The organism is Aquibacillus rhizosphaerae (assembly GCF_030282825.1).
In the GTDB taxonomy this organism is placed as follows: Bacteria; Bacillota; Bacilli; order Bacillales; family Amphibacillaceae; genus Aquibacillus_C; species Aquibacillus_C rhizosphaerae.
The window spans coordinates 35,187-50,693 of record NZ_JASTZU010000001.1; the positions used below are offsets into that span (position 1 = coordinate 35,187).

Annotated in this window: 10 protein-coding genes and 1 pseudogene; 8 read left to right on the forward strand and 3 right to left on the reverse strand. The window is 33.7% G+C overall.

What is annotated here, in order from left to right:
- Window positions 1-9 precede the first annotated feature (9 nt).
- Complete coding sequence (gene csaB / locus QQS35_RS00160) at window positions 10-1,125, reverse strand: polysaccharide pyruvyl transferase CsaB (protein WP_285929647.1); 1,116 nt, start codon at window positions 1,123-1,125, stop codon at window positions 10-12.
- Window positions 1,126-1,294: 169 nt separating this feature from the next.
- Here csaB and QQS35_RS00165 point away from each other — a divergent pair, with 169 nt between their 5' ends.
- The 6 genes from QQS35_RS00165 to QQS35_RS00190 all read left to right on the forward strand — a co-directional run bounded on the left by QQS35_RS00165 (window position 1,295) and on the right by QQS35_RS00190 (window position 8,414).
- Window positions 1,295-2,788, forward strand: coding sequence for an O-antigen ligase family protein (locus tag QQS35_RS00165; protein WP_285929649.1), 1,494 nt, complete (start codon window positions 1,295-1,297; stop codon window positions 2,786-2,788).
- 36 nt (window positions 2,789-2,824) lie between these two features.
- Window positions 2,825-3,970: a glycosyltransferase gene (locus QQS35_RS00170; RefSeq protein WP_285929651.1), complete on the forward strand. Its 1,146-nt coding sequence runs from the start codon at window positions 2,825-2,827 to the stop codon at window positions 3,968-3,970.
- A complete protein-coding gene (pssD, locus tag QQS35_RS00175; protein ID WP_285929652.1) occupies window positions 3,945-4,430 on the forward strand; it encodes a PssD/Cps14F family polysaccharide biosynthesis glycosyltransferase in 486 nt (161 codons plus the stop codon). Before QQS35_RS00170 ends, pssD begins: the two co-directional genes overlap by 26 nt.
- Window positions 4,427-4,906, forward strand: a complete 480-nt coding sequence (pssE, locus tag QQS35_RS00180) for a PssE/Cps14G family polysaccharide biosynthesis glycosyltransferase (protein WP_285929653.1) — start codon at window positions 4,427-4,429, stop codon at window positions 4,904-4,906. The genes pssD and pssE overlap by 4 nt, the downstream gene beginning before the upstream one ends.
- A gap of 98 nt (window positions 4,907-5,004) precedes the next feature.
- Window positions 5,005-6,924 carry an S-layer homology domain-containing protein gene (locus QQS35_RS00185; protein ID WP_285929654.1) on the forward strand — a complete coding sequence of 640 codons (1,920 nt, stop codon included), beginning with the start codon at window positions 5,005-5,007 and terminating at the stop codon, window positions 6,922-6,924.
- A 245-nt stretch (window positions 6,925-7,169) separates the two neighbouring features.
- Window positions 7,170-8,414: an N-acetylmuramoyl-L-alanine amidase gene (locus QQS35_RS00190; protein WP_285929655.1), complete on the forward strand. Its 1,245-nt coding sequence runs from the start codon at window positions 7,170-7,172 to the stop codon at window positions 8,412-8,414.
- A gap of 495 nt (window positions 8,415-8,909) precedes the next feature.
- On the opposite strand, the gene QQS35_RS00195 is transcribed toward QQS35_RS00190, so the two are convergent.
- On the reverse strand, window positions 8,910-9,698 hold the full coding sequence (locus QQS35_RS00195) for an S-layer homology domain-containing protein (RefSeq protein WP_285929657.1): 789 nt from the start codon (window positions 9,696-9,698) through the stop codon (window positions 8,910-8,912).
- A 15-nt stretch (window positions 9,699-9,713) separates the two neighbouring features.
- Window positions 9,714-9,902: pseudogene (locus tag QQS35_RS22870) on the reverse strand (S-layer homology domain-containing protein); the annotation flags it as partial.
- Between the two features lie 933 nt (window positions 9,903-10,835).
- On the opposite strand from QQS35_RS22870, the gene QQS35_RS00200 reads away from it, so the two are divergent.
- Window positions 10,836-12,662, forward strand: a complete 1,827-nt coding sequence (locus QQS35_RS00200; protein ID WP_285929658.1) for an SH3 domain-containing protein — start codon at window positions 10,836-10,838, stop codon at window positions 12,660-12,662.
- Window positions 12,663-13,038: 376 nt separating this feature from the next.
- On the forward strand, window positions 13,039-15,504 hold the full coding sequence (locus QQS35_RS00205; RefSeq protein WP_285929659.1) for a S8 family serine peptidase: 2,466 nt from the start codon (window positions 13,039-13,041) through the stop codon (window positions 15,502-15,504).
- Window positions 15,505-15,507: the final 3 nt, after the last annotated feature.

Below are 15,507 nucleotides of genomic sequence, written 5' to 3' on the forward strand. Positions count from 1 at the left end.
TATGTATCTTTAATGAAAATTTTCTTTTAGTAGTTCAATATTTCGTAAGGCTTCTTTTCTAAGGGATTCAGCTGAAACTTTTAAGTTAGCTCTAGCTTCAGCCGTATTATTTAATATTGAATGAGCATTTTCTGCTAATTGATTTGAGTCAATATCTTCTAATAGAAATGAATAATCCCATAGACCATTTCGTTTTAACAGACTCTCTACTTTAGGGTCATAACTAATTCCAATATGAGGGACATGGCAAATCGTAGCAAAAATTAATGCATGTAATCTCATTCCTATCAATAGTTTGGTTTCAGCAATAAAGTTAAGGTATTGATTTGGTGTGAATTCCCCATCTAAAATCGTACATTGTTTACCAAACTGCATACGGCGTATTACTTCTTTTGAAGCACGAATATCATGTATTCCTTCCATTGGAACAAAAACTGGATAAACATCGTCACTTTTTATTAGTGAGTCTAAACTATCTGCAATTTTATCATAGTAGTCATCACTTCCAAACCAAGGTCTTACAGAAACAGCAACTAAAGAATCTTTATAATTTTTCCATTTTTCTGGTAAGCTTAAAAAACAACTGTTATCTGTTTTTCTTTTGAATGCAAATACTATATCTGCTGTTACAATTGTCTCAGGTTTTGTTACTTTAAGCGATTGTAATAAATTTTTAGAATGGGAGTCACGAACAGTAATTAAATCGGCCATATTCGCAAACCTTCGCATTAACCACTTACCGTAATTTGTATTTACTGGGCCAATACCCTGTGAAAAAAACATAACCTTAGTTCTAGCTAGCTTAGCTAAAAAAACAATTAGTAAATAATATGGAAGTGGTCCAAAAATTACTTTTGTCGGGTAAGTATCTTGAAGAAGCCCACCACCACCGCTTATTAATACATCAGCTTCACGTAAAACTTGCCATTTTTCCCTATTTTCTCTTCTCCATGCTCTATAAACCGCTTTTACTTTATGGCGTTTAGAAGTTTCTTGGGGATTTAATGAAAGAACAGTTATTTCTGGGGATTCCAAAGAATCATTTAAATTATCTATAATCGCTTCTAGTATGGCTTCGTCACCGGTGTTTCCAGCTCCATAGAAACCTGATAGTGCTATTTTCAATATTTTCACCTATTTTCTTTAAAAATCATTAATATTTTATCATCTTTACAATAGAAAGACAATGTGTAGAAATCTGTGGTTGTCGACACAAAACTAGATTTGTCAGAATAAGCCCTCAATGCTATACTAATGAAGGCTATTTCGATAAATTTTTAAGGATGGTATAGACATGAAGCTAGTAATGAAGGACAATTATATCTTTTTAATTTCGCTTATATTATTAATTATTGGTATGGTATTACCGTACACATTTGTTGCATTTATTATAACATTTATATTTTTTCTATTAGCTATATTCAAACCAAAACAGGCATTGTTAATACTAATTATATATACTCCACTTCGCCCTTTACTGATAACTTATCAAGATGCACTTAAAGGAATTACGGACGCCATTATATTTGGTGCACTCATTTCTGTAGTAATTACCTATCTTTATAAAGGTAAGTGGCAAGATTTGTTTAAATTCAAACTGTTTGAGTGGGCCTTTTTTATATTTCTTGTAATTGGCTCTCTTTCAGCCTTGATGACTGGAGTAGATTTAGTAGCAATTATATTTCAAATCAGAGCATTTTTATTAATGTATATTATTTATTACGTTGTAATTAGATTGGACATTACGACAAAAGATGTAAAGAAATTTATCTGGCTTACGTTAAGTACAGCAATAGTTTTAATCATCCACGGGCTTATTGAAAAGTTATCTGCTAGAGAGTTATTATTGCCACTCGAATGGCAGGAGGCAGAATTAAATGATAGAAATAAGTTGCGTATCTATGGTTTAATAAATAACCCCAATCATTTAGCGGTATATATGACGTTTACCTTTATCACAACTTTATATCTGCGTCATATTCAGAAAAACTTCAAATGGATAATTGATGTTATTTTGGTATTTTTAGCAGGTGTTTTTCTGCTCACAGATTCAAAAGGGATGTTGCTGCTCATAACTGTTTTAGCTGTTCTTTATATTGTTATGATTAGAAACTGGCGTAAAATCGCACATATTGTATTAATACTAGTTGTGGCTCAATTTCTAGTTGTCGAGCCAGTACAATATGCGGTGAATGAATTTAATAATGGAGAAAATGATTCGCAACAAGGCGATGAAAATGTAGGCAAAGGAAAGAAAGATAAAACTAGTGTAGATCAATTAGGAGGAAGCCTTGCTGAAATTGTTAAACAGGAAGGTGGAGTGGGTGCTTCTATGGAAAGAAGTACTAATAGCGGAAGAGTAATGATTATTAAAAATGGAATGAAAGTGTTTATTGACAATCCTATTATAGGTTCAGGGTTTGGCACATACGGGGACTCTGCTACAAAAAGTTTTGGTACCCCAATTGCAGATGAATATGATATACGAGAAAGTTTTTACTCAGACGGCCAATACACACAAATAATAGCTCAAACTGGAATATTAGGTGTATTAACATTCGCTGTATTTCTTCTTTCCATGTTATATATGGTTTGGAAAAAAAGAAAATCAAATCCGTTTGCAAACTTAGGTGTACTGCTTGTCTTATTTAGTTATGGTGGCGGTCTTATCTATAATATTTGGGAGATGGATATATTCACACTGTTTTTCTTTATGATATTGGCATTCATTATGGGAGATCGTAAATTTGATTCCTATCTTGATAATGATAAGGCAAAGCTATTATAAATAAGGAGCATGGAACCAATACGAAAGAGATTTATTATGCGGAAGCCGGTGAGAGCAATTAAAAATAAAATTTTAATCTTAAGTAATATGTATCCTAGTGATAATTATCCTACATTTGGTATTTTTGTAAAGAAACAAGTGGATCAGTTGGAGGAAAGAGGATGGGTTTCTAATATTATTTCTATTAGAGATCCTCGAACAGATAAATTTCATGTGTTGAAAAAATACTTTTTATGGATGTTAAAAGCATTTTTTCACATTTTATTCAAAGGAAATTGGTATAAAGTAGTACATGTTCATTACGTTTTCCCAGCAGGAATTTTCGGATTAATGGCAAAAAGGTTGTGGAAACGTCGATTAATTGTAACAGTTCATGGTGGTGACATCGATAAGATGGCTAGAAAGAGTGAACGAATATTTAATTTGACGAGAACAATTTTACACGAGGCTGATCAAGTAATTTGTGTTGGTTACGGTCTGTATCAAGATTTGTTAAATGACTTTCATGTGAAAGAAGATAAGATATCCATGCTTTCTATGGGAGTCGATCAGAATACCTTTCAGGTAAGAGACAAACAAGCAATCAAAAAGAAATTAGACGTTCCAGAAGATGAAAAAATAATTTTATTCGTGGGTAATATAATAAAAGAAAAAGGTGTATTGGAGCTCTTGGAGGCTTTTCAGGGCATATATCAAAATAACTCAAAAGTAAGACTGCATATAGTTGGTCCCTATAAAAACAAATCTTTTTTTGACCAAGTACAAGAAAAAATCAAGAGACTAGACATAGAAGAGCAAGTAGTGTTTCATGGAGTCCTTTCGCCAGAGGAAGTTGCTTACTGGATGAATGCATCAGAAATGCTTGTTTTACCTTCATGGATGGAAGGGTTTGGACTTGTGGCATTAGAAGCAATGAGTTCAGGCATCCCGGTAGTTGGAAGTGATGTCGGTGGACTATCCATTCTGCTCGGTGATAATTGTGGTGTAAAATTTCCGGTTAAAAACTCGGACCAATTGGCTAACTCAATAACGAATATTTTGAATGATGACAAACGTGCAGATCAGTTGATTGAAAATGGATTGCATCGAGCAAGGGAACATAATAGCGATACATTGTTAAACAAGGTCATCTCAATCTATAAGGGAGAATCTATAGATGAAAAACAAACCCAAACACAATAAAAAGCTTCTTTTAATTGCATCGGTTGGGGGTCATTTAACACAATTACTCGAATTGAAGTCATTGTTTGAGCAATATGATTATCATATCATTACGGAATCGACGCAAGTGACAAAGAAGCTAAAGAGTCAATATCCGATGTCATTTTTAGTATATGGAGCGAGAAATAACCCAATCCGATATATTTTTAAATTTAGTTTTAATATAATTAAGTCTTTTATCTTATTTTTACAACATCGGCCAGATATTATTATCACAACTGGAGCACATACATCCGTACCTATGTGTTATATTGCCAAATTATTTGGAAAGAAAGTAGTTTTTATAGAAAGTTTTGCTAAGTCTCAGAGTCCCACTTTAGCTGGGAGAATCGTATACCCAATTGCAGATTTATTTATTGTTCAATGGGAGTCGATGAAGAAATTTTACCCTAAAGCCACATATGGGGGGTCTATTTATTGATACTAGTTACATTAGGAACACATGAAATGCCTTTTGATCGTTTATTGAAAGCTATAGAACAGGCAAAGGCGGATCTTAATTTAGAAGAAGAGATTATTGTTCAATCTGGCAATACAAAATATAACAGTGATGTAATGAAAATGATTCCCTTTGTATCCTACGAAGAAATGAATAAATTATATGATGATGCACGGTTAATTATATCTCATGGCGGGACAGGATCTATTATTACAGGTTTAAAAAAAGATAAACGTGTAATTGCTGCCGCACGATTGAAAAAATACGGAGAACATAATGACGATCATCAATTAGAAATCATTAAGATTTTTACGGAATCTGGATATATTTTAGAATGGAAAGAGGAGAGTTCTCTCTCAGAAGTGATAGAAGAAGCGAGTGAATTTGAACCGAAGCATTTTGAATCAAAAAAGGAACAGCTATTAACTTTATTACAGAACTTTATTGAAGCTAATTAAGATCTTTATTTCATCAATAGAGGTCTTTTTTTATTGCTAAAGTAAGAGTATAATGGAAGAAGTTGGAATGAAAGTTTTATTGAAAAGGAGAAATTACTGTGGGAATAAATAAGAACTCTATTATGTTATTAATCGCGCTAGTTTTTGTCTTTTGCAACTCAACTATTAGTTATGCAGAAACAAATAATAGAAAAATAGATATTAAGTATAATGAAAGTGTCACGATTGATTTGAAAAGTGGCTTAGAGCTACAAGTTGCAAATGCAGATAACTCTTCTTATAAAATTTTGAATGAAGGAGAAGTATTATACGTAGAACAGGTTTCTCAAGGGATCATAGAAAAAGTACACATAGAAAATAATTACCTTTTGGTAGAATCTAGATTGCTTGGTTCAGGTTCTTATGTCTCATTTGATTTATTTTATTTAGAAGATGCTAATTTAATTGATATCTATCACTCTACTGACTTTACTAGAGGTATTGTTACGTATGAAAATAATGAGATTAGTGTTACGTACCCTAAATATGTAGAAAATGACGAATCAGCAGAGTCCTCTTCTTTGGAAGTGCAAACATTTAAACTATCTGATCAACAAATTGTGCTGGGTGATAAAACAATAGAAAAAGTAGAGACCAAATCTATGATGAAATCAAATGATTTTAATAATTATAAGAATCCATCTGCATCAGAGATAAATAAGATGATTACTGAAGCTGCAAATGCGAAGGGAATCCCACCTGAGATTCTTAAGGCGATAGCTTGGCAGGAAAGTACTTGGAGACAATTTGATACTAATGGTTCTCCTATTACTAATTTGGAAGGTGATGGCGGCTTTGGAATAATGCAAATCACCTTACCCAAAAGCTACTTGTCTGACCACCCTGAAGTTGAACATCAATTAAAATATGATATAAAATATAATATCCAAAAAGGCGCAGAGATTCTTCTTGAAAAGTGGAATTTGGCAGCAAATCCCTTAGCTGAAACGGCGCTGCCGATTATAAACAATGGTTCTAAAGATAAATTAGAAAATTGGTATTTTGCCATTATGGCATATAATGGAAGGTCGAAGGTTAACGATCCTAATTTAGGTCCTGAAACCTACCAGGAAACTATCTATAGACATATACAAAATCAAGGCTTATTATCTGTAACACCGATTGATAAAAATGTATTAGATTTGTATTATAAACCAAACAGTACAACGATATATTTTGGGAATAAATTGAATTACAATATTCCCGGTCCGCTCACAGGTACAAAACAATCATTTAAAAAAGGTCAGGTTTTGCCAACAACAAGTGTAGTAAATTTAAGAGAACATCCTGAAGGAGAATTAATAAGAGGGTTAGAAAAGGGGGAGCCAGTTCTTGTAACAGGTGAAAAAGTGTATCCTTCATCAGAATATAATCATTATGTTTTGTATCCTGTTAAGACTAGAGATGGAGAAACAGGTTATGTTGCTTCGAGCTATTTAGGTAGTAAAAATAGTTTCCTAGACTTTAGTTCACCTGACAACCGTGGATTTGAAGAGGTTTCAGCGTTAGCTGAACAGGAGATTATTGGCGGGTTTAGTGATGGCACCTTTCGTCCGACAGAAACATTAACTAGAGTTCAAGCTGCACTTATGTTTGTTCGCGCACTAAATTTACCGACTCCTGATGTACCTGAAACAGGTTTTAGTGATGTGAAGGTAGGGGATAACTTTTATCGTGAAATTGCTGCAGCAAAAGAAGCTGGCATTTTTCGAGGGGCAGGAGGAAAGTTCAACAAATCTGATAAGCTAACAAGAAGTGAAATGGCTGCAGTACTTGTTCGTTCATTTGAAATAAAAGGAAGCTCAGATAAGAGGTTTAAGGATGTACCTGCTGGGCACCAATTTGAATCTGCAATTCAGACGCTTTATGCCAATAATATAACTAGTGGAATAAATGATACAGAATACGGTTTCCGTAAAGAGATAACAAGAAGAGACTTTTCAATACTTTTATATAGAGCCTTGGCTAAATATAACTAAAAAAGGCGGCGGTGCACTAATGCACTGTCGCCTTTTCAGTTGTCAAAACTGTTTTACTCATAATGAATCGCTAGTTAAACAAGACAAAAAATTAATAAAATTTGGAGACAATAACTAACAATTAACTACAAAATATGGAATATAGTGGAAGATTTTTTTGTTATAAACGTTCGAATCATCTATCAATTTGTCTAATAGTGTAGTAATCTTATAGATAAGTAATTACAACTAGGGGGACATTATAATTGAAGAGAAAGAATACTTGGCGTTGTCTGTCGTTTGTCGTGTTTTTTGTTTTTCTGATGGGTTCTTATCCAGTTTATGCTAGTAATTTTAATGATGTAAGTAAAAGTCACCGAGCGTATAAAGAAATCACCTATTTAGCAGAGAATAACATAGTACAAGGATTAGGTGGAGGTAACTTCAAGCCAAACGTCCAATTGAAAAGATCTGAAGCTGCTGTTATGTTAAGTAGGATGCTTGAACTAGATGGAACACAAAGAAAAACGACCTTTAAAGATGTAGTGAAAACTAGTTTCGCTTCAGGTTATATACAATCCGCAGTAGAACATAATCTAATTAATGGATTTGCTGATGGTACATTTAGACCTAATGAGATTATTACACGTGGCCAAATGGCGATTCTATTAGACAATGCATTTAATCTCGAATCTACTGAAAATAACTATTTCATAGACAAACCTAAAGGAAGTAGAGCTTATACTGCCATTAATAATATTGCTGCAGCGGGTATATCAGATGGTATTGATGGAAAGAGTTTCAAGTCACACAGTCTACTAACTCGATCTGATTTCTCCTTATTTCTATCCAGAGCATTAAACCATGATTTTAGAGTAAGTGTAGCGCCTATTGAGGTAATTAAAGTTATAATAGATCCAGGGCATGGAGGAAAAAGTAATGTACAGTATGAGAAGGGCTCAGGAGACCCTGGTGCCATTGGTAATGGACTTTACGAAAAAGATATTAATTTAGATACTTCACTTCGAATTGAGGAATATTTAGACAATCAATATGTTAACAATGCTGTGATTGATGTTGTGTTAACACGGTCGGAGGACGTCTTTCTTTCTCTAAGTCAACGGGTTGATATAGCGAATAAGAATAAAGCTGATGCATTTGTTAGTATTCATGCTAACGCCTTTAACGGGATTGCAAATGGCACAGAAACATACTACTATAGTTCGTCATCTTCATCGAACGAGCAACTCTCCTTGATTAGAGCAGAAAGTAAGAAGTTAGCTGAAGCCATACAAATTCGTATGCTTGAACAGCTTAATATGGCAGATCGAGGGGTTAAAGGTAGCAACTTCCATGTATTGAGAGAGAATACCAGAATGCCTAGTACTTTAGTTGAATTAGGATTTATTGATAACAAGTCAGATGCAAAGAAGCTTGGTTCTCCACAATGGAGAGAAAAAGCAGCCAAAGCAATTAGTCTAGGGATTCAAGATTATATTAATCAAAAATAAAACCATAGAGTGATTGTGTTTGTTTCAGCCTTTAGGTCAGCTGTTAATTATCATTTGCGCTAGAACTTCTGATAGGTAAGATAATTCAACCTATAGTCGCATGGTCGAAATCGGTTATTTAACAGTTGAAAAAAGGTTGTATGTTAGAAGATGATGTATTGGGTGGAATACTCTAATCTTGTTAAGTTTCCAGCACTTATATAATTCTTGTTATGATGGCAGTTTAAAGATGCAGACTAAAGTGATAGCTAAAGGGATAAATCGTGTTATTGGATACTTTGTTATTGACGTGGGAGCCTATTATATTATTGTTTTTTTCTTCAAGTGTAGTTATTTAATAATGAAGGACTTCTAGAAATAGAAGTTCTTCATTTTTTATTAAACATGTACATGAAGCAAACCTTATAAATAAAAAGAACAGGTTGAGCGCCTGTTCATCATAAATAGTTACATATATCATATTTTTTCAAACTCATTTAACACTATATTTAAGCACTACTTCTTAACAAACATCTGTACCCAATTGTAACCATCATCTTCAAATCCAACGCCAATATGTGTAAAGTAATCTCGAAGAATATTCTTACGGTGTCCCTCACTGTTCATCCAAGCATTCACGACTCTTTCTGGTGTAAGATAACCAGAAGCAATGTTTTCGCCTGCAGATTGATAGGTAATACCAAAATCATTCATCATTTCAAACGGTGATCCATATGTAGGACTCGTGTGAGAAAAGTAGTTGTTTTCATTCATGTCTATTGCTTTTGCGTTAGCTACTTTGTTTAATTCAGGATAAGCTTGCAGAGCTGGTAATCCATACTTCTTTCTTTCAATATTTGTTAATTCAATGACAGCCGTGACAAATTCACTTGCTTTAAAATTGGGTTTGACTCTAAATGTAGTATTCATAGCTCTTGCAAGCATTAATGAAAATTCTACTCGAGTAATATTATTGTTTGGTCGAAAAGTACCATCTGAATATCCGTTGGTAACACCGTTATTAACTAAGCCTTCAATATAATGATTTGCCCAGCTATTGGACGAGTCAGAAAAAGAAATACTATTATTCGATTCTAAGTTATAGGCTACAGAGATGATTTTTGCCATTTCTGCTCTGGTTAAGGTCTCATTTGGTCGGAACGTACCATCAGTAAATCCATTTATGTAACCTTTTGATGCCGCTGCCTGGACGGCTTGAAAATAGTAAGAACTATTCTTTACATCCGAAAAAAGTGGTGTGGTTGACCCATTTTCATTCGCTATTCCTTTTGATCTTGCAAGCATAACAGCAGCCTCACTGCGTTTAATGTTATCATTTGTTCCAAACAATCCATTTGAATACCCGTTTACAACATTTAATTCGTTTAAATAATTGATTTCACCTTCTGCCCATGAAGGTAGATCTGGGAAATTACTAGCGGCGCTGCTAGTTGTTGAGAAAGATAGAAGAGCGATAAAAATGATAGAAATAATACTAATTTTTTTGATATTACATTCCCCCTAATATACTATTCTATTTACTACCATAACTTAAGATGGAAGCTTGCACAATAGATCCCACTCTATAATAGGGTGAAAACGACAAAGTCTATGAATATGCAGTTATCTGTCCAATAATTTCCATTTAGTACTTTACCTATTTTTATAATCTTGTAGGTGTTTTTTTCAGGATATTATCTCTGCAAGACATAGTAGTAAATTGTAGTTAACAACATCGTTAGTAATTGATAATCGTAGCAATTATGATGTCCATGAAGATAGCTGTAGTTATAATAGTAGTGGTGAAGGTAATAATGGGAAGAAAGTTAGTAAAGGTATCGGATTCGAACCTTATTAAATAGAAAGTGATAGGATGTCTTCGGAATTTTATATAGGTACCTGTTTCATGTGGTAAAACAGAAACAACTTTATTGATTCTTGTAGTGTAATCACAAGTGGTGAATTAGCTATTTGGATTGTGCTAGACTTTGGTCCTGAATCTAGTAATAATTTAGTACAATTCAATGATGATGCTCCAATGTATAAGCAATCAGTTTCTGCACTAGTAGAATACGATGTAACGTCAGGTGTGTTTTAACTGAATTTGGTACTTAAACTAATGCCAAACGTGGCGATTATTCTATATTTATGCTAAGAGGCGCTCCAGTTAAATTGAATCCTCAAGATGTTGTAAGTGATTTTATATATGGACGCGATTCCAATTGTGGAATCGCGGCTATTTTTTGATGAACTAAAGCAAAAGAAACTGTATAAGTCCTCCTCCGCTTCTTCTGAAAATTGTGTTCGCTTAGACGTATTAACTAGAACTTTCTTACTATATAGAACTTTTAGTAATATTTTTTGTCGGAAAATGGTAGAAATTGAAGTAATTTTGGGCTAATATATAAATAGAGTTATAGATTAACTAAGAGGGGGAAAAAAATGCAAAAAGGGTCTAACAACAAGGTATTACTTATTCCTATTATTGCAGTACTTTTTTTTATAGGCTTAACATTTCCTCGTATCGCATCAGCTTCATATAGTAATGAGTTTAGCGATGTGGACAAAGGGGACACATTTTATATACCAATTATGGAGCTTACAGAAAGTGGTGTGATTAATGGTTACTTAGATGGTACCTTTCAAGTAAATAGAACATTGGTTCGTCGTCATGGAGCACTTTTATTATATAATGCTTTGAGGCCCAATGTGCCGGCAAATGTAGAAAAGACATTAAGTACATACTACAATGATGTATCTGTAGATAGTGCGAATGCAAAAGAAATTGCCGCAGTTACTCCAGCTATTTTTAAGGGTAGTAATAGACTGTTTTCCCCAAATGACCCGATGACTCGGGAGCAAGTAGCAACTACGTTTGTTAGAGCGTTTGGGTTAAAGGATAACGGTACTAATCCTGGTATTAACTTATCGAACGTCTCTCTAGCACACAGAAACGATGTAAAAATCTTAGCTCAATATGGAATAACGAAACAATCATCGAATTTTAATCCTAAAGCTGCTATAACCAGAGGTGAGTTTGCGGCGTTTCTTTTTAGGACAATGAATGATAAAAAAAGTGGTAGTAATATATTGTACACCCAATATAATTCAAATTTTACAGATGTAATTAATACTCAGGTGACTAAAACACCAAAAGTTGACGGTGCAGGCAGATTTATTTCAAGTAAAGAATTAGTTGCGTATTATGCGAATCCTAATAACTTCTCCAAGGAATCATCAGAGTTCTTTCAGTTTCTTAAATTATCGTACACCGATGGGTTGAGTGCTTCTGAAATAAATGAGAAAATATTAAAAGGTAAAGGTAGTTTAGAAGGTACAGGTGCATCATTTATCAAGGCTGGAAAGCAATATAATATAAATGTCATTTACTTAATAGGACATGCTTTACATGAAACGGGAAATGGAACATCAGCTTTATCTACTGGTTATCCAGTTTCTGAAGTAAATGGAAAATCAGTTCCTGAGAAAAAAACATATAACATGTTTGGTATTAAAGCTTTCGATGATACAGCATTGAAAGATGGATCTGAGCATGCATACCAACAAGGTTGGTTTACAAAGGAAGCTGCTATCTTAGGCGGTGCTAAGTTTATTAGTAGTGGCTATATTAGTGAGGGGCAAGATACGCTTTATAAGATGCGTTGGAATCCAAGTGTCCCTGGAACTCATCAATATGCAACACATGTAAGTTGGGCTACAATTCAAGCAAAAACTATACAAAAGATCTATGAGCAATATAATCTACTTAATGCATTTGATCTAATATTTGACGTTCCTAGTTATGTCAATCAACCAATTAGTTCTCAAAAACCAATAGGAGACAAGCAATACGGAATAAATACTGCATCTGCCGGTTGGATTGGTAAGACAACTGTTAACCTAAACTTAAGAGTGGCACCATCTACATCATATAGTGTAATTACAACATTAGCTAAAGGTGCTACTGTTACAGTAATAGGCGAGAATGGTGGATGGTACAAAGTAAAAGCTAATGATAAAATTGGCTGGTTATCAGGTGATTATCTTACATTTGAAAATCTACTTCAAATAGACGTAGATGGTTCGAGTTCTCTAAATGTAAGAAATAGTCCAAACAATGGTGATGTTGTAGGTAGTCTTAATAGAAATGATATTGTTCTTGGAGTAATAGATAGTAATGGGGATTTTGTCAAAGATGGCGCTTGGTACAAAATTATATATCAAGGAAAACTTGCTTGGATACATGGTGATTTTGTAATTGAAAAATAACTGAGTCAATTTCATAATTACCTTATTCAGTCATCTGCGACAATATATAGTTTGGAAATGGTTTTATCCAACTAGAATTGTTGTAGGTGACGACAAAATTGGTATTATGAACTTGATTAAACTGTTTAATAAATTATTAATTGAATCAAAAAAAGTCTAGCATATATTAATAGCTCTAAGATCCATTTGGTGGATTAGAGCTATTTTTTTATATCAAATACAACCGATAAAATCAAAAGTTTGTTTGTGAAAATATATTAATATGAAACTCCAGGATAACACTTGATTAACTGGAATATAGGATACCAATAATTATCATTCTTTTAATCTATTAATAATGATAGAATTAAAACAAGACAAGAGAGGTTGATACTATTTGCAGAACAAAAAATTAATACCCAAATACTTAACTATTCTTTTAGTAATTCTATTAATTTATCCTACTACAATATCGGCTGAAAACAGTACACCATTATATAAGACGGGGTTAGACAATCATCTGAAAGTGGTAGAACAACAACCATTAAACATCGAATCGGTGGCTGAAGACTTCGAATCTTTTAGGTCAAATTATGTACGGGTTAAAAAGGGATCAACGATACAGAGTCAAAACCATAGTCAAAACAAGATAAACCAACGTGGAATTCTTGTGAAAATGAAACAAGGAGAAAGCTTTCCAGTTGAAAAATTTTACGATGTTAAAATAATGGATGTACCAGAAAATATTAAAGAACAAAATATTTATTTGATACGAATATCGGAAGAAAGTAATTATAATAAACAGTTAGAAGATCTAAGAAATGAAACGGACATTCTATATGCTGAGCCAGATAGTATATATGAAACATCCTTTACCCCTTCTGATCCTCATTACAATGAGCAATGGTATCTAAATAAAATAGAAATGGATAAAGCATGGGATATTAATAAGGGATCCTCAGATGTAAAGATTGCAATTTTAGATACTGGGGTAAATGCAAATCACCCCGACTTAGCCGGTAGGGTACTCCCGGGTTACGATTTTGTTAATGATGATAATGATCCGTCAGATGATAATGGACATGGTACACATATTGCAGGGATTATAGCAAGTAATATAGACAATATTGGTATAGCGGGTATTGATTTAAATGCTAATATTCTCCCAGTAAAAGTAGGGAGAAAAGATGGTGCAGTTTCATCCCTCAATGCGATAGAAGGTATATATTATGCGATAGATAATGGTGCTGATGTCATTAATATGAGTTATGGTGGTTATCAATATAGTGAAGCTATAAATCAAGCGATTCAGGAAGCTTATAGTGAAGGGATTGTTTTAGTCGCTGCAGCGGGAAATGAGGCTTCAAGTGAATGGTCATATCCTGCATCTTATGGACCGGTAATCAGTGTTGCAGCTACTGACGAAAATGATAGCCCAACTGATTTTACCAATTATGGTGAATTTATAGATATTACAGCACCAGGCCAAAATATATATAGTACAAATTATGTGGGTGGTTATAGTACAATGAATGGTACGTCTTTTTCCGCTCCTATTGTTAGTGCTTTAGCAGGATTGATTAAGAGTCAACATCCAGAATGGACTCCAGAAAAGATTGAATGGGCCCTTCAACTTGGGGCTGATCAATTAGGTACAGCAGATTGGAATTCTTTTACAGGTTTTGGTAGAGTAAATGGTTTTGGAGCATTGACTGCTAATTTACCATCCTTATTGAATGATCAACCAGATAATTATGTAGATGCAAATCAAATAAATAGTGGACAAGTGTATCAAGATAAAATAGATTTACCAATGGATGTGGATTGGTATGCTGTTGAGGTTACACAAAATTCTGAGCTATCTGTTAGTTTAACTAACCCGTCCAGCCAATTGGATTTAATAGGTATAGTATATAAAGAAGATGAAACTACTGTGATAGAACGTCAATTAATTGACGACTATGGAATGGGCGCCAATGAATCGATGTCAATCTATGTAGAACCAGGAACTTATTATCTAGCGGTTTATGATTATTTTAATCATTGGTCCAAAGAGAGTTATGAAATTCAGATGAATATAGAAAAAACACAATTAGCTGATTCGGCGGCGCCTGTAGCATCGCTAGGTAGTGGAGTATATCTAGAACCTATTGAGGTAGCATTAACGAGTGATTCAGGCTCAGCTATCTACTATACGCTGGATGGTACAGATCCAAGTCATACATCAGGAGAATTATATACAAATCCAATTAAATTAGATAAAAATACAATTTTAAAGGCTGTAACAATAGAGTCCTACATTACTAGTGAAATTGTAACCTATAATTATACTATTGCTACAGATAGTATTTTCACCGATACAGTTGGGCACTGGGCAGAGAGAAATATAACCTATTTATATTATCAAAATGTGATTACAGGCTACTCAAACGGAACTTTTCTTCCTAATGATAAAATTACACGTGCCGAAGCAACAACAATCATAATAAGAGAGTTAGGTTTACCACTAGAAAACAGCAATTTTGTTGATGTATCAAACAATTATTGGGCATCTAAATATATCGGTGCAGCAGTAAATGCGAAAATTATAAATGGATATGATGGTAATAAATTTAAGCCAAATGACTATTTAACTAGGGCTGAGATGGCTGCTATTCTTGTCCGCGCCTATAAATTGACGGGAAATAGTGACATTTCGTTTCCAGATGTTAGTGGCAATTATTGGGCTCATGATTATATTGAGAACTTGTTAGCAAATAAAATAACAAATGGATATTCTGATGGTAACTTTGGACCTAAAGACAATATTAAAAGAGCAGAATTTGCAACAATGATCGCTAGGGTATTAGGATTTGGAATATAACAA

Bases quoted from the DNA above. Each gene is read 5' to 3' on its own strand.
- QQS35_RS00165 (WP_285929649.1), top strand. From the start codon at position 1,295: ATGAAGCTAGTAATGAAGGACAATTATATCTTTTTAATTTCGCTTATA.
- QQS35_RS00170 (WP_285929651.1), top strand. From the start codon at position 2,825: ATGCGGAAGCCGGTGAGAGCAATTAAAAATAAAATTTTAATCTTAAGT.
- pssD (WP_285929652.1), top strand. From the start codon at position 3,945: ATGAAAAACAAACCCAAACACAATAAAAAGCTTCTTTTAATTGCATCG.
- QQS35_RS00195 (WP_285929657.1), bottom strand. From the start codon at position 9,698: ATGCTTGCAAGATCAAAAGGAATAGCGAATGAAAATGGGTCAACCACA.
- QQS35_RS00200 (WP_285929658.1), top strand. From the start codon at position 10,836: ATGCAAAAAGGGTCTAACAACAAGGTATTACTTATTCCTATTATTGCA.